22 protein-coding genes and 1 riboswitch are annotated in these 26,273 nt (G+C 64.9%); of the genes, 10 read left to right on the plus strand and 12 right to left on the minus strand.

The features are described from left to right. Nucleotides 1-27: 27 nt before the first annotated feature. From FFS21_RS03435 to thiC, 5 genes are all read right to left on the minus strand, one after another. Entirely contained in the window at nt 28-1,155 is a 1,128-nt protein-coding gene (locus FFS21_RS03435; RefSeq protein WP_137923545.1) for a thiamine phosphate synthase, read from the minus strand. Continuing rightward, complete coding sequence (locus tag FFS21_RS03440) at nt 1,152-2,000, minus strand: thiazole synthase (protein ID WP_137923546.1); 849 nt, start codon at nt 1,998-2,000, stop codon at nt 1,152-1,154. The genes FFS21_RS03435 and FFS21_RS03440 overlap by 4 nt, the downstream gene beginning before the upstream one ends. 5 nt (nt 2,001-2,005) lie before the next feature. Continuing rightward, entirely contained in the window at nt 2,006-2,203 is a 198-nt protein-coding gene (gene thiS, locus FFS21_RS03445) for a sulfur carrier protein ThiS (RefSeq protein WP_137923547.1), read from the minus strand. Nucleotides 2,204-2,216: 13 nt separating this feature from the next. After that, the gene (locus tag FFS21_RS03450) at nt 2,217-3,428 is read right to left on the minus strand and encodes an FAD-dependent oxidoreductase (RefSeq protein ID WP_137923548.1); all 1,212 of its coding nucleotides are present in this window, start codon (nt 3,426-3,428) and stop codon (nt 2,217-2,219) included. Nucleotides 3,429-3,586: 158 nt separating this feature from the next. After that, a complete protein-coding gene (gene thiC, locus FFS21_RS03455) occupies nt 3,587-5,464 on the minus strand; it encodes a phosphomethylpyrimidine synthase ThiC (RefSeq protein WP_137923549.1) in 1,878 nt (625 codons plus the stop codon). Between the two features lie 115 nt (nt 5,465-5,579). After that, nucleotides 5,580-5,681: riboswitch (TPP riboswitch) on the minus strand. 245 nt (nt 5,682-5,926) lie between these two features. On the opposite strand from thiC, the gene FFS21_RS03460 reads away from it, so the two are divergent. After that, entirely contained in the window at nt 5,927-7,621 is a 1,695-nt protein-coding gene (locus FFS21_RS03460) for an acyl-CoA dehydrogenase family protein (protein ID WP_137923550.1), read from the plus strand. Between the two features lie 187 nt (nt 7,622-7,808). Beyond that, entirely contained in the window at nt 7,809-9,350 is a 1,542-nt protein-coding gene (locus FFS21_RS03465) for a methyl-accepting chemotaxis protein (protein ID WP_137923551.1), read from the plus strand. A 176-nt stretch (nt 9,351-9,526) separates the two neighbouring features. Here the strand turns inward: FFS21_RS03465 and FFS21_RS03470 are convergent, their stop codons facing one another. Next, a complete protein-coding gene (locus tag FFS21_RS03470) occupies nt 9,527-11,188 on the minus strand; it encodes a GMC family oxidoreductase (RefSeq protein ID WP_137923552.1) in 1,662 nt (553 codons plus the stop codon). 232 nt (nt 11,189-11,420) lie between these two features. Between FFS21_RS03470 and FFS21_RS03475 the strand changes: the two genes are divergently transcribed. Next, nucleotides 11,421-12,824, plus strand: coding sequence for a coniferyl aldehyde dehydrogenase (locus FFS21_RS03475; RefSeq protein ID WP_137923553.1), 1,404 nt, complete (start codon nt 11,421-11,423; stop codon nt 12,822-12,824). 104 nt (nt 12,825-12,928) lie between these two features. Here the strand turns inward: FFS21_RS03475 and kdoO are convergent, their stop codons facing one another. Both kdoO and metK read right to left on the minus strand, forming a co-directional pair. Beyond that, the gene (kdoO, locus tag FFS21_RS03480; RefSeq protein ID WP_171020315.1) at nt 12,929-13,816 is read right to left on the minus strand and encodes a Kdo hydroxylase KdoO; all 888 of its coding nucleotides are present in this window, start codon (nt 13,814-13,816) and stop codon (nt 12,929-12,931) included. A gap of 147 nt (nt 13,817-13,963) precedes the next feature. Continuing rightward, nucleotides 13,964-15,127, minus strand: a complete 1,164-nt coding sequence (gene metK, locus FFS21_RS03485; protein WP_137923555.1) for a methionine adenosyltransferase — start codon at nt 15,125-15,127, stop codon at nt 13,964-13,966. A 318-nt stretch (nt 15,128-15,445) separates the two neighbouring features. Between metK and FFS21_RS03490 the strand changes: the two genes are divergently transcribed. From FFS21_RS03490 to FFS21_RS03505, 4 genes are all read left to right on the plus strand, one after another. After that, nucleotides 15,446-16,348 carry a lysophospholipid acyltransferase family protein gene (locus FFS21_RS03490; RefSeq protein ID WP_137923556.1) on the plus strand — a complete coding sequence of 301 codons (903 nt, stop codon included), beginning with the start codon at nt 15,446-15,448 and terminating at the stop codon, nt 16,346-16,348. Then, nucleotides 16,348-17,241 (plus strand): lipid A biosynthesis lauroyl acyltransferase, encoded by an 894-nt coding sequence (locus tag FFS21_RS03495; protein WP_237380003.1) that lies wholly within the window; start codon nt 16,348-16,350, stop codon nt 17,239-17,241. Before FFS21_RS03490 ends, FFS21_RS03495 begins: the two co-directional genes overlap by 1 nt. A gap of 14 nt (nt 17,242-17,255) precedes the next feature. Further along, nucleotides 17,256-18,122, plus strand: coding sequence for a diaminopimelate epimerase (gene dapF / locus FFS21_RS03500; protein WP_137923558.1), 867 nt, complete (start codon nt 17,256-17,258; stop codon nt 18,120-18,122). A 78-nt stretch (nt 18,123-18,200) separates the two neighbouring features. Beyond that, a complete protein-coding gene (locus FFS21_RS03505; protein ID WP_137923559.1) occupies nt 18,201-19,010 on the plus strand; it encodes a PPK2 family polyphosphate kinase in 810 nt (269 codons plus the stop codon). 9 nt (nt 19,011-19,019) lie between these two features. Here FFS21_RS03505 and FFS21_RS03510 read toward each other — a convergent pair whose 3' ends face one another. Next, nucleotides 19,020-20,351 (minus strand): DUF3734 domain-containing protein, encoded by a 1,332-nt coding sequence (locus FFS21_RS03510; protein WP_249359097.1) that lies wholly within the window; start codon nt 20,349-20,351, stop codon nt 19,020-19,022. Nucleotides 20,352-20,417: 66 nt separating this feature from the next. Then, complete coding sequence (gene pyrE / locus FFS21_RS03515) at nt 20,418-21,095, minus strand: orotate phosphoribosyltransferase (RefSeq protein WP_137923560.1); 678 nt, start codon at nt 21,093-21,095, stop codon at nt 20,418-20,420. 32 nt (nt 21,096-21,127) lie between these two features. Here pyrE and FFS21_RS03520 point away from each other — a divergent pair, with 32 nt between their 5' ends. Both FFS21_RS03520 and argC read left to right on the plus strand, forming a co-directional pair. Then, nucleotides 21,128-21,904, plus strand: a complete 777-nt coding sequence (locus FFS21_RS03520; protein WP_137923561.1) for an exodeoxyribonuclease III — start codon at nt 21,128-21,130, stop codon at nt 21,902-21,904. 159 nt (nt 21,905-22,063) lie between these two features. Next, entirely contained in the window at nt 22,064-23,011 is a 948-nt protein-coding gene (gene argC / locus FFS21_RS03525; protein WP_137923562.1) for an N-acetyl-gamma-glutamyl-phosphate reductase, read from the plus strand. A 98-nt stretch (nt 23,012-23,109) separates the two neighbouring features. Here argC and FFS21_RS03530 read toward each other — a convergent pair whose 3' ends face one another. Next, nucleotides 23,110-24,045, minus strand: coding sequence for a M48 family metallopeptidase (locus tag FFS21_RS03530; protein WP_137923563.1), 936 nt, complete (start codon nt 24,043-24,045; stop codon nt 23,110-23,112). A 78-nt stretch (nt 24,046-24,123) separates the two neighbouring features. Between FFS21_RS03530 and FFS21_RS03535 the strand changes: the two genes are divergently transcribed. Next, a complete protein-coding gene (locus FFS21_RS03535) occupies nt 24,124-25,404 on the plus strand; it encodes a muropeptide transporter (RefSeq protein ID WP_137923564.1) in 1,281 nt (426 codons plus the stop codon). Here FFS21_RS03535 and FFS21_RS03540 read toward each other — a convergent pair whose 3' ends face one another. Beyond that, entirely contained in the window at nt 25,405-26,223 is an 819-nt protein-coding gene (locus FFS21_RS03540) for an acyl-CoA thioesterase (RefSeq protein ID WP_137923565.1), read from the minus strand. Nucleotides 26,224-26,273: the final 50 nt, after the last annotated feature.

The following is a 26,273-nucleotide window of genomic DNA, read 5'->3' on the forward strand; positions in this document are numbered from 1 at the left end:
CGATTCAACGCTTGATCGTTGAATTGTTCAATCGAACAGCGCGGTCAACCCTGCTACTGCTGCCGGAACATCGTTGGCTTCGGTCACAGCGCGCACCACCGCTGCGCTGCCCACGCCAACGGCGAGCACTTCGCGCATATTGGTCGCGTTCACGCCGCCGATCCCCACCAGCGACGGAATCACCGGTTTCATCAACGCCACGTACGACTGGAAGCGGCCCATGCCCTGCGGCTGGGTGGGCATGATCTTGGTCGTGGTCGGGAAGATGGCGCCCAGCGCCAGATAGCTCGGTGCGATGGCGGCCACGCGCAGCATCTCGGCATAACCGTGCGTGGACACGCCAAGCCGCAAACCCGAGGCGCGAATCGCATCGAGATCGGCCTCGTCCAGGTCTTCCTGGCCGAGGTGGATGCCGTAGATGCCGCTATCGCCGCCACAAGCCGCGTGATGATCGATCGCCACGCGCCAGTGGTCGTTGATGAACAGGCGCGACTTGCCACCCTTGGCCGCATTGGCCGCGCGCACGATCTCGGCCTTGACCGCTGCCGCATCGTCCGACTTGAAGCGCAACTGCACGGTCGGCACGTTCAACGGCACCAGACGCTCGATCCATTCCGCATTTGGCAGCACCACGTACAGGCCCAGTTCAGGGCACGGAGCGAAGGGCTGCGGCGGTGCCTCGGGCGATGCCAGCGCGGCGTGGCGCACGCGTGGAAAACGCGCAAACGTCTTCGGCCACTCCGTGGAACCCGTCTGCCAGGCACGCGCGATGCACAGCGCGTCATGCGCCGGGAAGTGTAGCGACAGCGCCGCGCACAGCTTCGCCACGAAGGCCGGCGCGTGCGCGTTGTCATCGTCGGCCTGCACGTCCAGCACCCATGTGCCCATCGGGGAACGTACCGTATCGATCCAGCGGCCGCCTTCGCGCTCGCTTTCGATCAACACCGCACCACCCGCCGTGACGCGATCGATGGCGTCGGCATCCGCCTCGCCATCGCTCAGCAACACATCATGCCGGCCCAGCGTCGCCGGCGCATTCGCCAGCGGCCATACCTGCCACGGCGTTGCGTCATGGCCGAACATCACGGCATAGCGCCGCATCAGATCGTCGAACAACGCAGCATCCATCGCTGCCGCCACACCCTGGCGTGTCATGTACGATCCTCCGCGCCTTCGGCGTGCCAGAACGGCATGCCCACCACCGGCGTGCTGGCCTGTGCCACCTCACGCTCGGGCATCGGGCCGGCCAGATAGGCGGTGCGGCCCGCATCCACGGCCAGCGCGAACGCGCGCGCCATGTTCACCGGATAGGCGGCCTGTGCCACGGCGGTATTGAGCAACACGCCGTCGTAGCCCCACTCCAGCACCTGCGCTGCGTGCGACGGCAGGCCGAGGCCCGCATCGACGATCAGTGGCGTGTCTGGCAGGCGGTCGCGCAGCGTGCGCATTGCGTGCGGATTCACCGCGCCTCGCCCCGTGCCGATCGGCGCAGCCCACGGCATCAACGCCTGGCAACCCACGTCGAGCAGGCGGCGGCACAACACCAGATCCTCGGTGCAGTACGGCAGTACCTTGAAGCCTTCCTTGATCAGCGTCTCGGCCACGGCGGGCATGTTGAGCGTGTCCGGCTGCAGCGTGTAATCGTCGCCAATCAGTTCGAGCTTGATCCAGTCGGTCTCGAACACCTCGCGCGCCATCATCGCCGTGGTGATCACCTCTTGCGCGGTGAAGCAACCAGCGGTGTTCGGCAGCACCGGCACGCCCAGCGTGCGCAGCATCTGCCAGAACGTATCGCCACCCAGCGTCTGGCCGTCGCCGCTGCCCACGGCAGTCTGGCGGCGCAGCGCCACGGTGATCATCGCGGGGCGCGATACTTCCACAGCCGCCTGCAGCGTGGCCGGCGACGGGTAGCGCGCGGTGCCCAGCAGCAGGCGTGAAGCAAACGATTCCCCGTACAGCACGAACGGATCGCGCAGGGTTTCAGTCGGTTCGAATGTCATGGGAACTAGCCTCCCGTCACGGGTTGCACGAGGTCGATCTTGTCGCCTGCGCTCAGCGTCCGGGCCGCATGCGCGGCGCGCGGGACAAATTCGCCGTTCACCGCAGCGGCGAACGGCGGCGCGATGGCTGCCGCACTGACCGCGTCCGCCAGCGTGGCGGTATCGGGCAGGTCCAGTGGCTGGCCATTGAGCAGGATATTCATGGTCGGTTTCAGATTAATGCAGCATGCCGGTGCCGATGTCCGCGAGCGCGCCCGATGCCAGCGACGCCACCTCTCGCACGGGCTGGATCATACCCGGCCAGCGCAGGGCGTCCGGCACCGCATGCGCGGCAGGATCATCTTCCAGCATCGCGCGCACCACGTGGCAGGCGGCCTCGGTCACCGCCGGCGCAATCAGCCAGCCATGGCGATACAGCCCGTTCACGCGCACCACGCGCGTGGCCTGGTCCACGCGGATGGCGGGCAGGTGATCGGGCCGTGTCGGGCGACGTTGCACATTGAGTTCGAGCACGCGCGCCTCGCCAAACGCAGGATGCAGCGAGTGCGCCGCAGAGAGCAGCTCCAGCGCGGAGCGCACGCTCATCGGCGATTCGTCCTCGCTTTCGATTTCGGTGGCGCCAATCACGTACAGGTCGTTCGGCTTCGGCGCGATATAGATGGGATAACGCGGATGCAGCAGGCGCACGGGGCGATGCAGCTTCACATCGGGCGCATGCACCCGCACCACTTCGCCACGCAGGCCGCGCAGGCCCGGCAGCGCGCGTCCGTTCTCGTCTTCGGGTTCGGCCCATGCCGTGCGCGCGCCGAGTCCCCGGCAATCGAGCACCACATTGGCCCGGATGCCGAGCGCCGGCAGCGAACTGGCTTCCACTTCGCCCGCCTCCCAGATGCAATGCAGACCTTCCGAGATGGCACACGCCAGCAGCGCGCGCATCGCGCCGCGGTTGTCGAGCTGGCCTTCGCCCTGCAGCAGCAGACCCTGCCCGAAGCGTCCGGCGAGTTCCGGTTCCACATCGGCCACGCCTTTGCCATCGAGTGCGCGCAGGCGCTGCTGCACCAGCTCGGGCGGCGCCACGGCGCGCATGCGATTGGTGAAGAGGGACACTTCGCTGCGGTCCCGCGCATGCCATACCACCAGCGTGCCGTCCTCCTGGAAGAACACGGGTTCGGGCAATTCCTTGAGCCAGGTGCGCCAGAGATCGACGCTGGCGATGCCGAGATCGACGATGCGCCGTTCCGCGATGGCGGATTCCGCCAGCGGTGCGAGCATGGCCGCGGCCACGTGTGCGGCAGAGCCGCTGCCGTCGGGGCCGCCACGCTCGATCAGCGCCACGCGGACGCCCGCGCGCACCAGATGCCAGGCGGACAACCGCCCGGCCAGGCCGGCGCCGAGTACGGCAACATCGAAGGACTGTACTGCTGTCATGGGCTTGTATGCCGGCGGCGTTGGCAAGAAGGTTGCGCCGGCCGGCCTCCGGTTGGGTGAATGCCGCCGCGCCGCGTGGGGGCGCCGCGCGCGGAACTCGGGTACTGCGGGCGCGCGTCTTGCGATACGCGCCCTTGCTACACAACAACCACGCTGGCTTACGAGTAGATCTTCGAACCCGTCTTCACGAACTCGATCGACTTTTCTTCCATGCCGCGCTGCGCTTCCGGCAACGACGCCGCGTAGTCGCGCACCTCCTGCGTGATCTTCATCGAGCAGAACTTCGGTCCGCACATCGAGCAGAAGTGAGCGATCTTGGCACCTTCGGCCGGCAGCGTGGCATCGTGGAACGAACGGGCGCGCTCGGGGTCGAGGCCCAGGTTGAACTGGTCTTCCCAGCGGAACTCGAAGCGAGCCTTGGACAGCGCATTATCCCGCAACTGTGCACCGGGCCAGCCCTTGGCCAGGTCGGCGGCGTGTGCGGCGATCTTGTACGTGATGATGCCTTCGCGCACGTCTTCCTTGTCCGGCAGGCCCAGGTGTTCCTTCGGCGTGACGTAGCACAGCATGGCCGTACCCATCCAGCCGATGTTGGCGGCGCCGATGCCGCTGGTGATGTGGTCGTAGCCCGGCGCGATGTCCGTGACCAGCGGTCCCAGCGTGTAGAACGGTGCCTCGTAGCAGTGCTTCAGTTCTTCATCCATGTTGGCCTGGATGCGCTGCAGCGGTACGTGGCCCGGACCTTCGATCATGACCTGCACGTCGTGCTCCCACGCCTTGGCGGTCAGTTCGCCCAGCGTGCGCAGTTCGCCGAACTGGGCATCGTCGTTCGAATCCGCGATGCAACCCGGACGCAGGCCATCACCGAGGCTGAACGACACGTCGTACGCCTTCATGATTTCGCAGATCTCGTCGAAGTGCGTGTACAGGAAGTTTTCCTTGTGATGCGCCAGGCACCACTTGGCCATGATCGAGCCGCCGCGCGACACGATGCCCGTCACGCGATCCGCCGTCATCGGCACGTAGCGCAGCAGCACGCCTGCGTGGATCGTGAAGTAGTCCACGCCCTGCTCCGCCTGCTCGATCAGCGTGTCGCGGAACATTTCCCAGGTCAGGTCCTCGGCGATGCCGCCGGTCTTGTCCAGCGCCTGGTAGATCGGCACCGTGCCGATGGGCACCGGCGAGTTACGCAGGATCCATTCGCGCGTCTCATGAATGTGCTTGCCCGTGGACAGGTCCATGATGGTGTCGGCGCCCCAGCGGATCGACCACACCATCTTTTCCACTTCCTCGGCCAGCGACGACGTCACCGCCGAATTGCCCAGGTTGCCGTTGATCTTCACGCGGAAGTTGCGGCCGATGGCCATCGGCTCCAGTTCCGTGTGGTTGATGTTGGCGGGAATGATGGCGCGGCCAGCGGCCACTTCACGGCGCACGAACTCCGGCGTCATGTCTTCCGGACGCATCGGCAGCGAGGCACCCAGCGGGTTGCCCGGATGCTGGCGCAGCAGCGCCTTGTACTCGGGCTTGTCGTACAGCGCCTGCATGTTCAGCGATTCGCGCAGCGCCACGTATTCCATCTCGGGCGTGATGATGCCGCGGCGTGCGTAATGCATCTGCGACACGTTCGCGCCGGCCTTGGCACGGCGCGGGTTCGTCAGTTGCGCAAAACGCAGGTGGGCGGTGGCCGGATCGTTGGCGCGCGCCAGGCCGTATTCCGACGACAGGCCCGACAGGACCTCGGTGTCGCCGCGCTCGGCAATCCACTGCTCGCGCACGGCGGGCAGGCCGGCCTTCAGGTCGATATGCACGTCCGGGTCGCTGTACGGGCCCGAGGTGTCGTAGACGGGAATCGGCGGATTCCCCATCTCGCCCTTGTCGGTGCGCGTGGCAGTCTGCAGGATCGTGCGCATCGGCACGCGGATATCGGGGCGGCTGCCGGGGATATAGGTCTTGCTGGAAGCCGGGTAGGCGAACTTCTGGTCGAGATCGCTTTCGAGCGATTCAAACGAAGCGGCAGGGGCGGTACGGGCCATGAGTGTCGTCCTCTCTTTGCGGGGATGGACGAAACCAGGAGCCCTGTGAGCCCGCAACGCGCGGCATGGCCGGCGGCGGCGTCCCGTTGCGGAAATTCCGCGGGACAGGAGACTTTCGGTTCTTCGTGAAACTTCCCACGCCGGTACTAGCCGGATCGGGTTCGAAGGGACTCTCTCAGCCGCCCGGCCCATCCGGACGGCACCCCTGTTTCATCCAACGGGGTGAATTTAAGCACAACGCCCTGCCCCGCGCCACCCAAAATTCGGTCGCAGCTGTCGTGCGTGCAAGTATCGAACGCCCATGCTGCGCTGCACGATGCATGGCGAGTGCCCGATGATGCGCGAACGGGGGCCGTGCATCGGGGCACCCTCGATATGGCGAACGCGCGAGTTGCCGTACCATGGCCCGCAGCAGGTTACCCATACACCCATCGCAGCAATCAGACTGTGCCAGGAGATGCCATGACCGCCACATCCGCCGCAGGGATCGCAGATTTCACCGACGCGCAGACCCACCGCGTGACCAACCAGGTTCCCGATCTCGCCCACTACAACCTGTTCGAATCCGATCCCGGCCTGCGCGCCGCGCTCGACAGGCTGGGCGGCAACTGGCAAGCCGACGCGCTGTCCACCTATGGAACACGGCTTGGCGATCCGGAGGTGCAAGCCTGGGCAGCCGATGCCAATCGTTTAACCCCTGAACTGCACACGCACAGCCGCACCGGCGAGCGCATCGATCAGGTCACGTTCCATCCCGCCTGGCACCAGTTGCTGACGCTGCTGCGCAGCCAGCAGTTGCAGGCGCTGCCGTTTGCACAACCGCGCGCCGGTGTATGGGCAGCGCGCACCGCTGGCTACTTCCTCCAGGCGCAGGTCGAATCCGGTTCGCTGTGCCCCACCACGATGACGCTGGCGAGCATCCCCGTACTCGCCAAGGAACCCGCACTGTTCGCCGATCTCGAATCGCGTCTCTATACGAAGGAACACGACGCGCGCGACCTGCCGTGGCGCGACAAGACCGCCGTGATGATCGGCATGGGCATGACCGAGAAACAGGGCGGCTCCGATGTGCGCGCCAACGCCACCGTGGCTGTACCGGTGCGCGGCGAGGGACGTGGCGCGGAATATGCGCTGACGGGCCACAAGTGGTTTTTCTCGGCGCCGATGTGCGATGCGCACCTCGTGGTGGCGCGGATGGGCGCAGCAGATGGTCCGCTCTCGTGCTTCTTCGTGCCGCGCTGGCGCGACGATGGCAGCAAGAATCCGATCCTGATCCAGCGCCTCAAGGACAAGCTCGGCAATCGTTCGAACTCCAGCAGCGAAGTGGAATTCCGTGGCGCCACGGGCATCCTGATTGGCGAGGAAGGACGCGGCATCCCCACCATTATCGAGATGGCGACCAACACGCGACTCGACTGCGTGATCGGCAGCGCGGCGCTGCTGCGTGCGGGGTTGGTGCAGGCGCTTCATCACGCACGACATCGCATGGCCTTCGGAAAGTTGCTGGCAGACCAGCCGCTGATGCGCAATGTACTGGCCGATCTCGCGCTCGAATCCGAAGCCGCCACGCAGATGATGATGGCGCTGGCCAACGCCTTCGAACACGCCGACGACGATCCGCTCGCCGCCGCATGGAAGCGCGTGATGACACCCGCCGCGAAGTTCTGGATCTGCAAGCGCGCGCTCGAAGCCACTGGCGAAGCGATGGAAGTCTGGGGCGGCAACGGCTACGTCGAGGAAGGGCCCATGGCGCGGCTATATCGCGAGGCGCCGGTCAATTCGATCTGGGAAGGCTCGGGCAACATCATGTGCCTCGACGTACTGCGTGCATTGCAGCGCACGCCCAACGATGGTGCGCTGATCCTGCAGGATCTCGCGCGACTCTCGAACGGTCATGCTGCCGTGCGCGCAGAACTCGCCTCGCTGCAGGCCATGCTGCGCGCACCCGCCGATACGCTCGAAGCCAGCGCGCGACGTTTCGCGCAAGGACTCGTGCTCACCGCGCAGGCCGCGTTGATGATCGCGCATGGCGATGCCGAGAGCGCCGAGGTCTTTATGGCGAGCCGATTGGGACGTCAGCATGGTCGCGTGTTTGGCACGTTGGATGTCGATATCGGCACATTGCAACGTCTTGTCGATCGCACCTGGCCGGCATAGGCGGAGAGATTGAAGGGAGAGGATGGCGAACATCGCACAGGGCTTTGCTGCATTGCGGGATTGATACCTCAAATGAGTGAACCCTGTGCCGTAAACGTTGTGGCGACGGGCTGTCTGCCCGCTGCGAAAACCAAGTCGTCACAACGGGACGGTCCGCGCCAAGTAACGTGTGCCGCCAAAGCCTCTCATGAATATCAGCAAACGCCTGCTTCTCACGTTCTCCCTGTCATTATTTGCGCTTCTCTTTGTCGGCCTTGGCGGTATCTGGCAGATGAAGAAATCCGAAGAGCGCTTCGAATACTTCAACGACAACACGCTCACCAGCGTGCGCGACCTCAACAATGTCAGTGGTGCGCTCAATACCGTGCGTGTGGCGCTGTATCGCCACGCCATGAGCGACGACGCCGGCGCCAAGACCGAAGCCGAAGCCCTGTTCGAACGCGGCAACAAGCGCTTTGACGACCTGGTCGCCAAATACGAGCGCAACAATATCTCCGACCCCACGGACCGCAAGCTGCTCGAAGCAGACCGCGATGCGATGAAGCGCTATCGCGAATCCACCGTGGCGTACCTTGAACGCTCGCGCGCCAACGACTTTGCCGCCACGCAGAAGATGATCACGTCCGGCGACCTCAACGTGGCATCCAACGCCGTACGCAAGGCGCTCGACGAACATCTGGAATACAACACGAAGCTCGGTGAGGAAGCCGTGGCGCACAACAAGGCCCAGTACGATGCCTCCGTGCGCCTGTTCTGGATTGTGATCGTGCTGGCTACCGCCGTGACCGCGTTCCTCGCGTATTCGCTTTTCCAGCGCATCCGCACCAGCCTCGCGGAGATTCAGGGCACGCTGGAACACGTCAGCCAGTCGCTCGACCTCGACCACCGCGCGCCCGTGGATCACCTCGATGAAATCGGCCTGACGGCACGCTCGTTCAACACGCTGATCGAGCGCGTGGGCGGCACGCTGCGCGAAGTGCGCCGCTCCACCGACTCGGTGAGTGTGGCCGCCGCGCAGATTGCAGCAGGCAACGTCGATCTCTCGTCGCGCACCGAAGAGCAGGCCGCATCGCTGGAGGAAACCGCATCGAGCATGGAGCAGCTCACGGCCACGGTGCGCCAGAACGCCGAGAACGCCCGTCAGGCTTCTTCGCTGGCCTCGAACGCCGCGCTGGTGGCCGACGAAGGCAACCAGGTGGTGCAGCAGATGGTGGATACGATGGGCGCGATCAGCGGCAGCTCGAACCGCATCGCCGACATCACCAACCTGATCGAAGGCATCGCATTCCAGACCAACATCCTGGCGCTGAACGCTGCCGTGGAAGCTGCGCGCGCAGGCGAGCAGGGTCGCGGATTTGCCGTGGTGGCAGGCGAAGTGCGCAGCCTCGCGCAACGCTCGTCTAGCGCGGCCAAGGAGATCAAGGAGTTGATCGAAGCATCGGTAGACACCGTGCGCACCGGCTCCGCGCAGGCGCATGGCGTAGGCAACACGATGAACGAGATCCGCCAGGCCGTGAAACGCGTCTCGGACATCATCGCCGAGATCTCCGCCGCATCGCAGGAACAAAGCGCCGGCATCGAACAAGTCGGTCACGCCGTGGGGCAGATGGATCAGGTCACGCAGCAGAACGCCGCACTCGTGGAAGAAGCCGCAGCGGCCGCGCAGTCGCTGGACGAACAGGCCGGGAAGTTGAGAGAGATGGTGGGGCAGTTTCAGATGCGGGGTTGAAACTCGCATCAACTACTCGCGGTTTGCTCCCCTCTCCCGCGCGCGGGAGAGGGGCGGGGGAGAGGGCAAGCCGTTCAAATTGCCCACATCGGCAAGCAGAACCTCCGACCCTCTCCCCCAACCCCTCTCCCGCACAGCGGGAGAGGGGAGAACACACCATCGGGAGACGAACCGTGCTACCCCGCCACTGCCGCCTCTCTAATCCGCAACGTCACATGTGGCGCGAACCGGATCAGATCATGCGCACGTTCCCCGATCATGATGGCAGGCGCATTCGTATTGCCGCCGATCAGCGTTGGCATGATCGACGCGTCCACTACGCGCAAACCCTCCACGCCGCGCACGCGCAACTGCGGGTCCACCACGGCCATCGCATCCATGCCCATGCGGCAAGTGCCCACCGGGTGGTAGATCGTATCCGCGTGCCGCCGGATCAGATCGCTCGCCGCCGCCCTTCCCTCTTCATGCAACGCCCGTCCGCCGAACACGGCCAGCGGCGGTTGCGCCAGAATCTCCTGCACGATGCGCAGCCCAGCCAGCAGATCCTCCATGTCTTGCGGATCGGACAGGTAGCGCGGATCGATCAACGGCGCGTCGCGCATGTCCGGCGACGCCAGCCGCACCTCGCCACGGCTGCGTGGCCGCAGCAGGCAGACGTGGCACGAATAGCCATGGCCCGCGCGCAGCCGCCGCATGTGGTCGTCGGCCATGCCCACCACGAAGTGCAACTGAAGGTCCGGCTCGGGCAAGCCCTGCTGGCTACGCACAAATGCGCCCGCTTCGGCAAAGTTCGAGGACATCATGCCACTGCGGTCGCGCCGATAGCGCAACGTCTCGCCAATCAGCCGCCGCACGCCACCGAACGACAAGCCGAATAGCTCCGCCACCGCCACGCGCCGATGCACGGCGATATCGACATGGTCCTGCAGGTTCGCGCCCACGCCGGCCAGGTCGTTCACGACGGCAATGCCGTGTTCGCGCAGATGCGCAGCGGGTCCCACGCCCGATGCCATCAGCAACTGGGGCGAGCCAAAGGCACCCGCCGAGACGATGACCTCGCGGCGCGCGTGCAGCACCACCTCCTGGCCATCGCGCCAGACCAGCACACCCACTGCTCGTCGCCCTTCGAACAGGATGCGCAGCACCTGCGTATCGGTCATCACATGGAGATGCGGGCGCCCGCCGTTGCTGCGACGATCGCGTGCATTGCCACCATGCAGATAAGCGCGTGCGGCATTCCATCGCTCGCCGTTGTGCTGCGTAACCTGATACCAGCCCACGCCCTCCTGTTCCTCGCCATTGAAATCATCATTGCGCACGATGCCCGCATGCTGCGCGGCGTCGATGAAATGCTGGACGAATGGATTGGGCGAACGCAGGTCGCTCACATGGAGGGGACCTGTACCGCCGTGCAGCGGATCGTCGTCATGGCCGGCCACGCGCTCGTTGCACTCGGCGCGGCGGAAGTACGGCAGCACGTCGTCCCACGACCAGCCATCGCAGCCGTTGGCAGCCCAGCCATCGTAATCGGCGGGGCGTCCGCGCGTGTAGATCATCGCGTTGATCGACGAACTGCCGCCCAGCCCTCGCCCCCGGGGCTGATAGCCGCGCCGGCCGTCGAGTCCGGTTTGCGGCACGGTCTGAAAGCCGTAGTTGCGCGCCCCGGCGCGCGGCAGCATGGCGGCGAGTCCGGCAGGTGTGCGGACCAGCACATGATGGTCGTGTCCGCCGGCCTCAAGCAGCGCGATGGTGTCGCTGCCGCTATCGGCCAGCCGTCCCGCCAGCGCGCAGCCGGCCGATCCAGCCCCTACGACGAGATAGTCAAAGGTCGTTTCCATCCGTATCCCCGTCACGCCACGGCGCACGCCAGCCGCGAAAATCCAGTGTAGGCGTTGCCATCCGGCTGGTGAAGCAGTGCAACCCCGCATCGGCGTGCTGCCCCACCCAATGCCCGACCGGGGCGTTTGGGAGAAGTCCTCCATTGATATAACGGGCGGGCTGGCTTATGGTGCCCGATGGCCCATGGACCAGACGTCACGGACCCACGATTCCAGGAAGGAGACAGCGCCAATGAGAGAAGTCCCCGCCATGTCGACGGTGTTCGACGCCATGCGCGCCGCCTCGCGCCACGACCAGACGCCGCCATGGGAAATCCGGGCAGACCGGCTGCGGCGGCTCAAGCGGCTGGTGCGCGACAACCACGAAGCCATCGCCGCGGCAATTAGCGCCGATTTCACGAATCGTCCCCGTCAGGAAACCGCGCTGCTGGAGGTATTCCCGAGCCTGGCCGGCATCGACGATGCGCTGCGCCACGGCAAGCGCTGGATGCGCGTGCGTCGCGTGAAGACCGGGCTCTGGTTCCTGCCAGCCAAATCGCGGTTGATGCCGCAACCACTCGGCGTGGTCGGGATCGTCGTGCCGTGGAACTATCCGCTCTACCTGGCGATCGGTCCGCTGGCCGGCGCCCTCGTGGCTGGCAACCGGGCGATGATCAAGTTATCGGAGTTCACGCCGCGTTTTTCCGAGTTGTTCGCGAAACTGGTGCAGACCACCTTTGCGCCGGACGAGGTGACTGTCGTCAACGGCGATGCACAGGTAGCCGCTGCGTTCAGCGCGCTGCCGTTCGATCATCTGCTGTTCACGGGTTCGACCAACGTCGGCCACCACGTGATGAAAGCCGCCGCCGCCAACCTGACACCGGTGACGCTGGAACTGGGCGGCAAATCGCCCGCCATCATCGGGCCGGGTGCCGATTTCGAGCGGGCGGTCGAACGCATCCTGGTCGGCAAGCTGCTCAACGCCGGCCAGACCTGCATCGCGCCTGACTACGTGCTCGTGCCGGCTGACCAGCAGGAGCGCTTTGTCGAAGCCGCGCGCCGCTGCGTGGCCCGGCTCTATCCCGACATCGCACGCAACCCCGACTTCACCAGCATCATCAGCCCGCGCCATTTTGCGCGCCTGGCCGAGATGATCGAGGCCGCCGCCCGCTCCGGCGCGCGCGTCGTGCCGCTGACCGACGCCGCGCCCGATGCTGCCGCGCGCCGCCTGCCGCCCGTGCTGCTGACCGATGTGCCCGTCGATACCCAGGCGATGCAGGAGGAGATTTTCGGGCCGATCCTGCCCGTGGTGACGTACCGCAACATCGACGACGCCATCGGCTTCGTGAACGCCCGCCCGCGCCCGCTGGCGCTGTATGTATTCGACAAGAACGGCGATGTGGTGGACCACGTGATGCGCCAGACTGTGGCCGGCGGCGTGACCGTCAACGACACGCTCTTCCATATCGCCCAGGACAACCTGCCGTTCGGCGGCGTCGGCCCCAGCGGCATGGGCGCGTATCACGGACAGGCCGGCTTCGAGACGTTCTCGAAGATCAAGCCGGTGTTTTATCAGGCGGGGTTGAATGGCGCGGGGCTGTTGAAGGCGCCGTATGGAAAGCGGTTCGAGCGGATGGTGAAGATGTTGATGGGGTAAGTGCTTCGCTCTTCCCCATTGTTTGCTCCCCTCTCCCGCCTTGCGGGAGAGGGGAGTAAAAACCAAGCGAGAGGGGAGTAAAAGCCGGGCGGGATAGCAAAGACTCAAGCCTCCACCATCTGCCTCCCCAGCATCCGCGACAACACCGCCTCCGGCGAATGCGTGCGATCCCCGATTGCTGCCGGGTCCAGATAGATCGTCTGTTCCATCATCGCCTTGCCGCGCATCGCCGCGTGCAGCAACTGATCGCTGAACACGATCCACGTGGCGCCTGGCGGGAAATGGAATTCCTGCTGCGGCACGGATTTCTGGTAGTCGAGATCGGCCTTGGCCAGATCGTGCAGCTGCAGCATGCGATGGTCGTACTCGCTGCGCGTGCGCTTGGTAATGTGCAACGTCTTCATGAGCCATGCCTGGCCCGGCCACATGCCATGCGTCTTCGGCACGAAATGCTTCGCGAAATCGCCAAACGGCTCACCCACTCGCCACACGCGCGGGGCTTCGCGATCGATGTTATGGAACACGCGCAGCAGGCGCTTGCCGAGCATCGGATTGGACGGGAACGAATCCACGTGCAGCCGCGTATCGTCCTTGCGCCAGCTCACGGGCCGGCCGGCGATCTCGCTCGGGCGCAGCGACGTGCCCGCACGTGTCATGTGTCCCGCGTATTCGGGAAACAGCGCGTGGATCAGTGCTTCGCTGGATTCCGCATAGCGGCGGATCAGGTTGTACAGATCGGTCAGGTCCTGTTCGGTGCCTGCCGCGCCGCGCACCGCCGTCTCGTTGGCGCGCAGGTTGATGTTCTTCGACTTGCCATCCGAGTAGCGCGGATCGAGAAAGCGTTCCTCGCCCGGCGTGAACTTGAAATCGAGATTCGGGAAATACAGCACGGCGCCCTGCTCCAGCTCGCGGCGCAGCGTCGCACGCGTTTCCGGCGACACCTCGGGCGACCACTCGGTATAGGGCTGGGTACGGATCAGGTCCAGGGACATGGCAATTCCGCTTGATCGGTTTCTCTTGGGATGGCCGGATTCTAACTCGCCTGACGCCCCACCAACATGTGATGCGAGACCAACAAAAAACCCCGCGCGATCCGCAAGGACCGGCGGGGTTCTTTCATGGGGCCGGAGCCCGGAGACTTACAGGCCGGCGGCAGCGCGCAGGATGGCGGCCTTGTCGGTCGCTTCCCACGAGAATTCCGGCTCTTCGCGGCCAAAGTGGCCGTAGGCAGCGGTCTTCTCGTAGATCGGGCGCAGCAGGTCCAGCATCTGGACGATGCCCTTCGGACGCAGGTCGAAGTGTTCCTGCACCAGTTCGGCAATCTTCTCGTCGGAGATCTTGCCGGTGCCTTCCGTGTACACGGTCACGTTGATCGGACGCGCCACGCCGATGGCGTAGCTGACCTGCACCTGGCACTGGCGCGCAATGCCCGCGGCCACGATGTTCTTGGCCACATAGCGGGCAGCGTAGGCCGCCGAGCGGTCCACCTTCGACGGGTCCTTGCCCGAGAACGCGCCGCCGCCGTGCGGCGAAGCACCACCGTACGTATCGACGATGATCTTGCGGCCGGTCAGACCGCAATCGCCTTGCGGGCCGCCAATCACGAAACGGCCGGTCGGGTTCACCAGGAACTTGGTTTCCTTGAGCATCTCGGCCGGCAGCACCGGCTTGATGATTTCCTCGATCACGGCTTCGCGGATCTGGGCTTGCGTGACGTCCGGGTGATGCTGGGTCGACAGCACCACGGTGTCCACGCTGTGCGGACGGCCGTCCACGTAGCGCACCGTCACTTGCGACTTGGCATCCGGACGCAGCCAGGGCAGGCGGCCGTCACGGCGCAGTTGCGACTGGCGCTCGACCAGGCGGTGCGAGTAATAGATCGGGAACGGCATCAGTTCCGGGGTCTCGTCGCAGGCGTAGCCGAACATCAGGCCCTGGTCGCCAGCACCCTGGTTCAGGTAGTCGTCCGAGGCGCGATCCACGCCCTGGGCGATGTCCGGGGATTGCTTGTCATAGGCCACCAGCACGGCGCAGCCCTTGTAGTCGATGCCGTAGTCGGTGTTGTCGTAGCCGATGCGCTTGATGGTGTCGCGTGCGACCTGGATGTAGTCGACGTTCGCAGTCGTGGTGATTTCACCCGCCAGCACGACCAGACCGGTGTTGCAAAGCGTCTCGGCAGCCACACGCGAATACTTGTCCTGAGCCAGGATGGCGTCCAGGATGGCGTCCGAAATCTGGTCGGCTACTTTATCGGGATGGCCTTCGGAGACAGATTCCGAAGTAAAGAGGAAATCGTTCGACACGATCTAGGTTCTCCAGGTTGGCTATGTGGCTATTGCGCGCCACCCTGAAAACCGTGCGGCGACGCTTTAGCGGTATTTAGGCCACTCTTATCGAGCGGTATCGCCCCGCAAGTTGTCAGTTAACTCGGCGATGGGCGGTATTATACGCCGCGACCGGGGATGCTGCATCGGGTCCAATCGAGCAAGCAGGCGCCCATACCGGACGTTATTCGGCTCGATTCAGGGCTGAAGTTTGGCAGCGCCCTGCCGATCACGCGACGTGATGTACGAGACGATTACACAAGATTCATCCCGGGATCGATTTCCCCTTTCTCCCTCATGACCTTTATCTTCTGGCTCATTTCCCGCTTGCCCCTGCGCGTCCTGCACGCCATTGGCGGCGCGCTGGGACTGCTGGCGGCCCGGCTCCCCGGCCGCTATGGGCGGCGGCTCGTGGAGAACTTCCGCCACGCCTACCCCGACGCCACCGATGCCATGATCGCGGAGGCCGCGCGCCATACTGGCCGCCTCATCGTCGAGATGCCGTATTTCTGGAGCCGCAAGTCGATCACCGTGCGGACCGATTGCTTCGACGATCACCTCTGGCCCGAGATGGACCGGCTCCAGAGTCAGGGCAACGGCCTGATTCTCACCACGCCGCACCTGGGCTGTTTCGAGATCCTGCCGCTCTCGCACGCCCGGCTCCGTCCCATTACCTGCCTGTTCAAGCCGCCGCACCAGCCCTGGCTGCGCGAGTTTGTCGAACGCATGCGCACCCGGCCCAACCTGGCCATGGCGCCCGCCACTCCGCGCGGCGTGCGCATGCTGGTCAAGGCGCTCAAGCGCGGCGAGGCCCTCGGCATTCTTCCCGATCAGGTACCGAGTGGTGGTGAGGGCACCTGGGCGCCGTTCTATGGCAAGCCGGCTTATTCGATGACGCTGGTCCATCGTTTGCAGCAACTGACCGGCGCACCGGTGGTCATGATCTATGCGCAACGGCTGCCGCACGGGCAGGGTTATCGCGGCCATGTGCGCGTGCTCGGCGACAACGGCAGGCTGCCCGACGACCCCGCCGCCGCATCGGCCACGATCAACGCCGCCATCGAAGACTTGATCAAGATCGATCCGACCCAGTACCTGTGGGGCTATAACCGCTACAAGCAACCAGGTGGCGCCGAACCGCCACCGGCAACGATGGCCTCCGCGCCAGTTTCGCCCGACACCACGACCCAAAATCATTGATGAGCCGCATATTTACCTCGCTCGGTATCGGTCTGCTGACCTTGCTGGGCAAGCTTCCGTATTCCTTTGTCGCCCGTTTCGGCGAGGCGCTGGGCAGCCTGCTGTACCGGATTCCCAGTTCGCGCCGCGAGGTCGTACGCGCCAACCTGCGCCTGTGCTTTCCGGAAAAATCTGCTGCGGAAATCGAAGCCATGTCGCACGAAACCTTCCGCAAGGTGTTTCGCAGCCTGGCCGAAGGCGGCATTTTCTGGACGTGCGGAGAGGACAAGATGCGCCGCCTCGTGCAGATCGACGATCAGGCCAACCTTCCCGCGCTCGACGGCACGCCGCACATTCTTGTCACGCCGCATCTATCCGGCCTCGAAGCCGGTGCCATCCGCCTGACGATGCATCTGCGCGACACTGTGGGCCGCTCGGGTGCCTCGCTGTACACGGTGCAGAAGAACGAACTGTTCGACAACTTCCTCAAGGTCGCCCGGGGGCGCTTTGGCGCCAACATGATTTCGCGCAATGACAGCGCGCGTAGCATCCTGCGCGTGCTCAAGCAAGGCGAGGCGCTTCAACTGATCTCCGACATGGATTTCGGCCCGCGCGACTCCGAATTCATCCCGTTTTTCGGCGCGCCGGCGCTGACGCTGACCGTGGTATCACGCCTGGCCCGCGCCTCCGGCGCACAGGTGGTGCCGATCTACACGGAGCAGTTGCCCGACTACAAGGGCTATGTGCTGCACATTCTGCCGGCCTGGGACAACTATCCCGGCGAGAGCGTCACGGAAGATACGCGCCGCATGAACCAATTCTTCGAGGATGCGATCCGCCCGCGTGTGGCGGATTACTACTGGGTGCACAAACGCTTCAAGCACCGGCCGCCCGGCGAACCTGACATCTACTGATTACAATGCCGAGCATGAAACTCCAGTTCACCAAAATGCATGGCGCCGGCAATGATTTCATCGTGCTGGACGGCATCCACCAGAAGCTCGACCTGACCGACGCCCAGTGGCGCGCGCTGGCCAGCCGGCATTTCGGCATCGGCGCGGACCAGATCCTGATCGTCGAGAAATCCGAGCGCGACGATGTCGATTTCCGCTACCGCATCTTCAATAACGATGGCGGCGAGGTGGAGCACTGCGGCAACGGCGCGCGCTGCTTCGTGCGATTTGTCAGCGAGAAGGGCATGACCGACAAGCGCACGGTGCGCGTGGAAGTCATGAACGGCATCATCACGCTGACGCTGCAGGATGACGGCCAGGTGACCGTGGACATGGGCGCGCCCGAACTGACGCCTGCCCGCGTGCCGTTCGTGCCAGCCGGCCTGCCCACGCGCACCGAGGGCAGCGACACGCTCTACGGCCTGGAGGTCAACGGCCGTACGGCATGGATCTCCGCCGTATCGATGGGCAATCCGCATGCGGTGCAGGTCGTCGAGGATGTGGAACAGTTCCCGGTGCTGCAGGATGGCCCCGTGATCGAGCATCACAAGACCTTCCCAAACCGCGTCAATGCCGGCTTCATGCAGATCGTGAACCGCCAGACCATCCGGCTGCGCGTATTCGAACGCGGCGCCGGTGAAACGCTGGCCTGCGGCACCGGCGCCTGCGCGGCGGTGGTGGCGGGCATCCATCGTGGCCTGCTCGACTCTCCGGTCAAGGTCCATACGCATGGCGGCGACCTGACCATCGCCTGGGATGGCGTGGGCCAGCCGGTGCAGATGACTGGTCCGGCCACGACGGTATTCGAAGGGTCTATTGACCTGGCCATGCTGCCTGCCTGACCATGAGGGCTTGCCTCCCGCACGTTCCGGGAGGTCATGAGGAACGCGGGGCCGCCCGGCCCCGTTCTCGGAGAGCCCATGAATCTGGACGATTTCCGCATTACCTCCGGCAAGTCTTTCAAGCTGGAATCCTTCGATCCCAAGTCCAAGCCACTCTCTGGCAGCACCAAGGCCATCGACCAGGCGCGTGTAACCGAAATCTCGGACTGGCTCGACAAGCAGCAGGACATCTTCTACGCCGAGCACTCGCGCAAGCTGCTGGTCATCCTTCAAGGCATGGATACCAGTGGCAAGGATGGCACTGTGCGCGGTGTCTTCCGCAGCTTCGATCCGCTCGGGCTACGCGTGGTCAGCTTCAAGGCGCCGACTGCCGAGGAACTGGCGCGCGACTACCTGTGGCGCGTGCATGCGCAGGTGCCGCGCAAGGGCGAAATCGTCGTCTTCAACCGCAGCCATTACGAGGACGTGCTGATCACGAGCGTGCACGGCTGGATCGACGATGCCGAATGCGCGCGGCGCTATCAGCAGATCCGCGCGTTCGAGCAGATGCTCACGGAGACCGGCACGACCATCGTCAAGTGCTTTCTCCACATATCGAAGGACGAGCAGAAGGATCGGTTGGAGCAGCGTATCGGCGATCCGCAGAAGCACTGGAAATTCGACGCGCAGGACCTGGCCGAACGCAAGTTCTGGAATGAGTACCAGCGCGTCTATGAAGCGGCCATCGCCGCCACGGCCACGCCCGCCAATCCGTGGTACATCGTGCCGGCCAATTCCAAGACGCACCGTAACCTGATGGTGGCAGAGATCCTGCGCGCGGTCTTCGCCCAGCTCAAGCCGGAGTATCCGCCGCCAAAGCCGGAACTGGCCAAGCTCGTGGTGGAGTAAGCCCGACGCTCAGGTATCTCCGTTCCCGCGATGCACGTCATGGGTGACGAAGGGCCGTTCCGGCCCCGGCATCGCGAGCCAGTGCGGATGCTTGAGCGTGTCGCGGATATCGTCGAGGCCGCTCGACCAGTGCTCGTGCATCGTCAGCACACCGAACTGGTAATCCTTGGCGCTGCCCTCGAACGATTTGTCGCGATAGATCAGCTGGATCACGTTGCGGCGCGCGTCGCAGGCATGATCGGCCGCGCGTTTGAACCACGGATCGTCGCGCTTCGACGGTGGCACCAGCGCCATCACCTCGCTCAACATGCGGCGATAGTTCTGCTGCTCGCGCATGACGTCGGTGATCGCCCGCGTGCGGCTGGAATACTGGATGTCCTTCTGGCGCTCGGCCACGTCCAGCAGGTTGTGCGGCAGCTTGCCGCGCGCGCTCCACAGATCGACCTGAAAGATCAGCGCATCCTTGCGCGGCTGGGCCACCAGCACTTCCTGCAAGGGCGTATTCGACACCAGCCCGCCATCCCAGTAGTACTCGCCATCGATCTCCACGGCCGGAAAGCCCGGCGGCAAGGCTCCCGACGCCATGAAATGCTCGGCCCGCAGCGTCATGCGCGTGTTGTCGAAGTAGGCGAAGTTGCCGGTCTTCACGTTGACCGCGCCCACGGAGACACGCATCTCTTTCGAGCGGTTCACGCGGTCGAAATCGACAAAGCGCTCCAGCGTGGCCTTGAGCGGCGCGGTGTCGTAGTAGCTGGCACTGCCCGGATCGTCGCGGCGCGCCCAGAGGTCCGTCACGGCGCGTGGTGTGAAGAAGCCGCGTTGCCCCTCCACCAATGCCCGCGCTGCGTTGACGCTATCGAACCAGATACGCATCGGCTCGGGCCACATCGGCGCGGCCTCGGTCAGCAGATCGAGCGGCAAACCGGGCAACCACGGCTGGGCGCAGATGTACTCCCAGAACGCGCGCAGTTGCGCCACACGTGTTTCAGGCGGATTGCCGGCGATCACGGCCGCATTCAGTGCGCCGATGGAAATTCCCGCCACCCAGTTCGGATGGATGCCGCCTTCCGACAGTCCCTGGTAGACGCCCGCCTGATACGAGCCGAGCGCCCCGCCACCCTGCAGCACCAGCGCGCGGATGGCATAGGCCTCGTGGGCCGGGCCGGTGTGCGGCGGCGCATCGGGGGCGCAATGCGTGAACGGCAGCGATTCGCTTTTGGCTGCACTGCGTTTCGCCTTGGCCGGCGTGGCGGCATCGGGGGAAGAATCCTGCGGGGGTGCGCCCTGCGCGCCGACCTGCTTCTTGACCGCTGCCACGTCCTGCCGCCGATTCTTCGCCACGCCGATGCTCCCTGGAATCCCTGGAAATGAAAACGGCCCCAAGCGGGGCCGTCGTATTGTGTGCTGTCAGACGCCGTACTTCTCACGGTAGGCAGCCACAGCGGCCCGGGAGTTCCCGAGCGCGGGGTCTTGCGACGCATCCAGATAGGCCAGCAGGTCCTTGAGCGAGGCGATGTTGATCACCGGCACACCGAATTCGCGCTGTACGTCCTGCACGGCGGAATGCGTGCCGATGTTGTCGGCGGTGCCGCTCTTTTCCATGCGGTCCAGTGCGATCAGCACGGCAGCGGGCTCGGCGCCGGCCGCACGGATCATCTGCATCGACTCGCGCACCGAGGTGCCCGCCGAGATCACATCGTCCACGATCACCACCTTGCCGCGCAGCTTGGCGCCCACCAGCGTGCCGCCCTCGCCATGGTCCTTGGCTTCCTTGCGGTTGTAGGCAAACCCGACGTCACGACCCATACCGGCCAGCGCCACCGCCGTGGCCGAGGCCAGCGTGATGCCCTTGTAGGCCGGTCCGAACAGCACGTCGAACTCCACGCCCGAGTCCAGCAGGGTCTTCGCGTAGAATTGCGCCACCTGACCCAGCATGGCGCCCTGGTTGAACAGGCCGGCGTTGAAGAAATACGGCGACTTGCGTCCGGCCTTGGTCACGAACTCGCCGAAGGACAGCACGCCCGCATCCAGTGCAAAGCGGATAAAGGACTGGCTGAGGTCGTCCGGCGTGGTCTGCTGCGTCATTCTTTTCTCTCTGATTTTCAAAATTTCCCGAGATGTTACGGATTATCAGCGCCAACCTCAACGGCATCCGCTCGGCCTCCAAGAAAGGCTTCTTCGAGTGGATGGGCAAGCAGGACGCAGACATGGTCTGCGTGCAGGAACTCAAGGCTCAGGAAGCCGACATGACCGAGGCGTTCCTGGCGCCACATGGCTACCACGGCTTCTTCCACTATGCGGAGAAGAAGGGCTATAGCGGCGTGGGTCTCTACACGCGCCACAAGCCCGAGCGGGTCGTCACGGGATTCGGCTGCGCCGAATTCGATGCCGAAGGCCGCTACGTCGAGGTGCAGTATCCGCACCTGGCCGTGATTTCGGTCTATGTGCCATCCGGCTCCAGCGGCGAGGAGCGCCAGCTCGCGAAATTCCGCTTCATGGAAGCCTTCCTGCCCCACCTGCTGGCGCTGAAGGCCACCGGCCGCGAGATCGTGCTGTGCGGCGACGTCAACATCGCGCACAAGGAAATCGACATCAAGAACTGGAAGGGCAACCTGAAGAACTCAGGCTTCCTGCCCGAAGAACGCGCGTGGATCGGTGCTCTGTTCGACAGCCACGGCTATGTGGACGTCTTCCGCCAGCTCGACCCCCGGCCCGACCAGTACACATGGTGGAGCAACCGCGGACAGGCCTACGCCAAGAACGTCGGGTGGCGTATCGATTACCACCTGACCACCGCGAAGATTGCCGCCACCGCCAAGGGCTGCGCGATCTACAAGGACGAGAAGTTCAGCGACCACGCACCACTGTCGATCGACTACGACTTTCCGTTGTGAAGAAAGTGGCGCCGTGATGACTTTGAGGGGAAGTTCCGGGGTGCGTCCCAATTCGGCGTAAACCCTGCGACCCGCCTCCAACCTCGTTACAATGCGGGGTATCTCGCCCCCCAGGGATGTGAGACTTTTCGCATTTGCATTTTTCAGAGTGAGTCCGCCATGGTTTTCAAAGTGTTCGTCGATGGTCAGGAAGGCACCACCGGTCTCCGGCTGCTTGACTATCTCTCGGGTCGCAGCGATGTCGAGCTGCTGCGCATTGCCGATGACAAGCGCAAGGATCCGCAGGAACGCGCACGCTTTCTGAATGCCTCGGACGTGTCGTTCCTCTGCCTGCCGGACGTGGCCTCGCGCGAGGCCGTATCGCTGGTGACCAACCCGGATACTTGCGTGATCGACGCCAGCACGGCGTTCCGCACGGCCGACAACTGGGCCTATGGCCTGCCCGAACTGACCCGTGGGCAGCGCGAGAAGATCCGCGCCAGCAACCGCATTGCGGTGCCGGGCTGCCACGCCAGCGCGTTTGTGATGGCGGTGCGTCCGCTGGTGGAAGCGGGCCTGATGCCGGCCAACTACCCGGCCACGGCATTTTCGCTGACGGGCTACAGCGGCGGCGGCAAGTCGATGATTGCGGAGTTCGAGGCGGGCGGTAACCCGAAGCTGATGAGCCCGCGTCCGTACGCGCTCGGTCTCTCGCACAAGCATCTCCCCGAGATGCGCGTGCAGGCCGGACTGGCCCAGGCCCCGATCTTCAATCCGATCGTCGGCAACTTCCTCAAGGGCCTGTCGGTCACGGTGCCGGTGTTCCCGTCGCTGCTGTCGCGCAAGGTCGATGCCGAGGCGATTCTCGACATCTACCGCAAGCACTATGAAGGCGAGCAGTTCGTTCGCGTGCATCCGTTCAATGCCGACGAGAACCTCGACCACGGCTTTTTCGACGTGCAGGCGAGCAACGACACGAACCGCGTGGACCTGTTCGTGTTCGGCAACGAGAACAACCTGAACCTGGTGGCCCGCCTGGACAACCTGGGCAAGGGTGCCGCCGGCGCGGCGGTGCAGTGCATGAACGTGCGACTCGGTGCCGACGAGGCCGCTGGCCTGAAAGCCTGACGATGCCGTCGACGCTACGGCGTCAGCGCAAAGAAAAACCGGCTCCCAGGAGCCGGTTTTTTCATGGGTGGCCGCAGGCGATGGAGCGCGGCCGAGCCCTACTTTTTCAGCGGACTGCGCTGATCCTCGTCGCCAGCATCCACCGGGGCGCCGCCCAGGTTGGCCATGTTGGGCTGGTGCATCGGCAGCTTGTCCATCGGCATGCTCATGGCCTGCGCGTAGAGCGGAAGCACTTCGTTCATGTGGGCTTCGAGCACGGCGATACGGCTGCGGCCCGACGGGTGGGTCGACGTGAACTCGTCCCCGGCCTGCAGCACCGTTCCCATCTTGCGCCACAGCGTGATGGCCGCGCGCGGGTCGTAGCCGGCGCGGGCGGCGATATCCATCCCGATCAGGTCGGCCTCGGTCTCCTCCCGGCGGGAGAAACGTAGCGACAGCACCTTGGCACGCGTGGCAATGTCCATGTTGCCGAGATTGCCGAAGCCAGTCAGTTGCGACACCACGTTGGCGCCCAGGTTGGAGATCTCGGCCTGGGCTGCGCGCTGCCGGGCATGCTCCTCCAGCGCATGGGCGATCTCGTGGCCCATCACCATGGCCACTTCGTCATCGGTCAGCTTGAGGTCGTCGAGCAGGCCGGTATAGACGGCCATCTTGCCGCCCGGCATGCAGAAGGCGTTGACCTGCTTCGAGCGGATCACGTTGATTTCCCACGGCCAGCGTCCGGCACGCGGATTCCAGAGCACGGTCTGCGGCAGCAGGCGAACGCCGATCTCGCGCAGGCGCTGCACCTGGGGATGATCGTCGCCGAGCAGGGTTTTCTTGGCGATGGCTTCCTGCCGGACCTGCTCGTACTCTCGGGCGGCCTGCTGGTCGATCACCTCCATCGGCACGATCATCCGCACGCGGGAGTCGTTGCGCTCCACGCGCACGCCGTCGTCGGGCGCGGCTACCACTGCCACCCCCTGTGCCATGGCAGGCAGCGCCAACGCGAAAATCGTAGCGGCCAGGGCGGCGCGCAAGCAGGTCTGACGCATGGTGTCGGGGACGATAAAGGTGGCGGCGGCGCGAACGGGTGATGCAATAATACACGCCAGCCTTTGCGCCTCCCCAACATGAATCTCCTCACTTACCTCGAATTTTTCAGGAATCCCCGGTTCGCCGCCATGCTCACGCTCGGCTTCGCCTCGGGGCTGCCGCTGGCGCTGACCTCCGGCACGTTGCAGGCGTGGATGACCGTGGAAGGGCTCGACATCAAGACGATCGGCTTCTTCTCGCTGGTCGGGCAAGCCTATATCTTCAAGTTCCTGTGGGCGCCGCTGATGGATCGCTACACGCCGCCGTTGCTCGGACGGCGGCGCGGCTGGCTGCTGCTGACCCAGCTCGGCCTCATGGCAAGCATCGCTGCCATGGCGTTCTGTCCGCCACAGCAGGCGCTCTGGGCACTGGCCGCACTGGCTACGCTGGTGGCCTTCCTGTCGGCCTCGCAAGACATCGTGTTCGATGCCTACAGCACCGACGTGCTGCGACCGAGCGAACGCGGACTCGGTGCGGCCATCAAGGTGCTCGGCTATCGGCTGGCAATGCTGGTGTCCGGCGGGCTCGCACTGTATCTGGCGGATCGGGTGCTGGGCTGGTCGAACATGTACCTGTGCATGGCCGGGCTGATGGGCATCGGCCTGTTGACATTGGCCTGGGCGCCGGAACCCGATGTGCCAGCGCGCGCGCCGCGCACACTTGAAGAAGCGGTGTTCGGTCCGCTGCGCGATTTCTTCGGCCGTCAGGGCGCGTGGTGGCTGCTGCTGCTGATCGTGCTCTACAAGCTTGGCGACGCCTTTGCCGGCAGCCTGTCCACCACCTTCCTGATCCGCGGGCTGGGCTTCGATCCGGGCGAGGTCGGCATCGTCAACAAGACGCTCGGGCTGGCCGCGACGATCATCGGCGCACTGTTCGGCGGATCGCTGATGGTGCGGCTCGGCCTGTACCGCTCGCTGATGCTGTTCGGCATCCTGCAGGCGGTCTCCAACCTCGGCTACTGGGTGCTGTCGGTCACGCCGCCCCACCTGTGGTCGATGGGCGCGACCATCGCCATCGAGAACCTGTGTGGCGGCATGGGCACCGCCGCGTTCGTGGCGTTGCTGATGACGCTGTGCAACCGGTCATTCTCGGCCACGCAGTACGCGCTGCTGTCCGCGCTGGCATCGATCGGACGCGTCTACGTGGGTCCCACCTCGGGCTACATGGTGGAAGCCTGGGGCTGGGCGCCGTTCTACCTCGGCACCGTCGTGGCCGCCGTGCCCGGCGTGGTCCTGCTCTGGGCGATGCGCCGCACGGTCCACCGCTACGAGGCGCAGGCGCGCGAGCCAGAGCCGGTGGCTGGCGCGCGCACTGCCTGATTATTCTTTGTAGTAGACGATTTGATGGGAGGTGGCGAGCAACTCACCTTCCGGACTCCAGATCTCCGCCGTCTGGTCAAAGAACCCCTGCCGAAACACGCGCGCCTGGGCGCTGCCCAGTACATGGCGATCACCGAGCGCGGCCAGCGTGGCGGCATCGGCGTGGAAATAAGTGGTCAGTGACACCGTGCCGGCGGGCACAAACCCGGCGCGCTTGAGAAAGATGCGCGGGTAGAAGGCGTCGCACAGGGCCGCAATGGCTGCATAGTCGGGCGTGCGCGCCGGCTCGTCGCGAATCCAGAATTGCGTCAGGCTGTCCGGGTTTTCAGTACCCGCCGCTGCGTTGGGCTTGGCGCCACGCACGGCGCGCATGTCGTAGCTGCCGATCCACTTGACCGGCGCAAACCCACCCATGCGCGGCAGCCCCTCAGCCGCCGGCACCTCGGGCATCTTCGCCTCGCCGCAATTCCAGGTCTCGCGCCGCACCGCGAACACGGCGCTGCCGGTGGTCGTGATCTCGCCGTTCTGCAGGAGTTCGAGGTGCCAGTGCTGGGTCGAGCGATTCGTGCGCGAAGGACGCGCCACCACTTCGAACGGCCCTTCCGCAATCGGGCCGGCAAAGTTGACGGTCAGCGCGCTGGGGTCGCCCAGCCGCTCGGGATGAGCGAGCGCCGCCTGCAGCATCACGGCCGCCGTGGCACCGCCAAACGGGCCGATCATGTTCCAGTAAGCCTGGCTCGTATGGCCCAGGTAGCGGTGTTCGCCGGCGGGTTCGAGTTGCAGGGCGTGATCGAGCGGATGGAGGGGCGCTTGCGTCATGGCAGAAAATAGTACGGTCGTTCGATGAATCCGTACGGTATGCCCGCCAG

Origin of the sequence: Cupriavidus sp. 2SB (assembly GCF_005503625.1) — a bacterium.
Classification (GTDB): Bacteria; Pseudomonadota; Gammaproteobacteria; order Burkholderiales; family Burkholderiaceae; genus Cupriavidus.

Excerpts from the sequence above, each read along its gene's own strand:
- FFS21_RS03435 (WP_137923545.1), bottom strand. The coding sequence starts at position 1,155 with ATGACACGCCAGGGTGTGGCGGCAGCGATGGATGCTGCGTTGTTCGAC.
- FFS21_RS03440 (WP_137923546.1), bottom strand. The coding sequence starts at position 2,000 with ATGACATTCGAACCGACTGAAACCCTGCGCGATCCGTTCGTGCTGTAC.
- thiS (WP_137923547.1), bottom strand. The coding sequence starts at position 2,203 with ATGAATATCCTGCTCAATGGCCAGCCACTGGACCTGCCCGATACCGCC.
- FFS21_RS03450 (WP_137923548.1), bottom strand. The coding sequence starts at position 3,428 with ATGACAGCAGTACAGTCCTTCGATGTTGCCGTACTCGGCGCCGGCCTG.
- thiC (WP_137923549.1), bottom strand. The coding sequence starts at position 5,464 with ATGGCCCGTACCGCCCCTGCCGCTTCGTTTGAATCGCTCGAAAGCGAT.
- FFS21_RS03460 (WP_137923550.1), top strand. The coding sequence starts at position 5,927 with ATGACCGCCACATCCGCCGCAGGGATCGCAGATTTCACCGACGCGCAG.
- FFS21_RS03465 (WP_137923551.1), top strand. The coding sequence starts at position 7,809 with ATGAATATCAGCAAACGCCTGCTTCTCACGTTCTCCCTGTCATTATTT.
- FFS21_RS03470 (WP_137923552.1), bottom strand. The coding sequence starts at position 11,188 with ATGGAAACGACCTTTGACTATCTCGTCGTAGGGGCTGGATCGGCCGGC.
- FFS21_RS03475 (WP_137923553.1), top strand. The coding sequence starts at position 11,421 with ATGAGAGAAGTCCCCGCCATGTCGACGGTGTTCGACGCCATGCGCGCC.
- kdoO (WP_171020315.1), bottom strand. The coding sequence starts at position 13,816 with ATGTCCCTGGACCTGATCCGTACCCAGCCCTATACCGAGTGGTCGCCC.
- FFS21_RS03490 (WP_137923556.1), top strand. The coding sequence starts at position 15,446 with ATGACCTTTATCTTCTGGCTCATTTCCCGCTTGCCCCTGCGCGTCCTG.
- FFS21_RS03495 (WP_237380003.1), top strand. The coding sequence starts at position 16,348 with ATGAGCCGCATATTTACCTCGCTCGGTATCGGTCTGCTGACCTTGCTG.
- dapF (WP_137923558.1), top strand. The coding sequence starts at position 17,256 with ATGAAACTCCAGTTCACCAAAATGCATGGCGCCGGCAATGATTTCATC.
- FFS21_RS03505 (WP_137923559.1), top strand. The coding sequence starts at position 18,201 with ATGAATCTGGACGATTTCCGCATTACCTCCGGCAAGTCTTTCAAGCTG.
- pyrE (WP_137923560.1), bottom strand. The coding sequence starts at position 21,095 with ATGACGCAGCAGACCACGCCGGACGACCTCAGCCAGTCCTTTATCCGC.
- FFS21_RS03520 (WP_137923561.1), top strand. The coding sequence starts at position 21,128 with ATGTTACGGATTATCAGCGCCAACCTCAACGGCATCCGCTCGGCCTCC.
- argC (WP_137923562.1), top strand. The coding sequence starts at position 22,064 with ATGGTTTTCAAAGTGTTCGTCGATGGTCAGGAAGGCACCACCGGTCTC.
- FFS21_RS03530 (WP_137923563.1), bottom strand. The coding sequence starts at position 24,045 with ATGCGTCAGACCTGCTTGCGCGCCGCCCTGGCCGCTACGATTTTCGCG.
- FFS21_RS03535 (WP_137923564.1), top strand. The coding sequence starts at position 24,124 with ATGAATCTCCTCACTTACCTCGAATTTTTCAGGAATCCCCGGTTCGCC.
- FFS21_RS03540 (WP_137923565.1), bottom strand. The coding sequence starts at position 26,223 with ATGACGCAAGCGCCCCTCCATCCGCTCGATCACGCCCTGCAACTCGAA.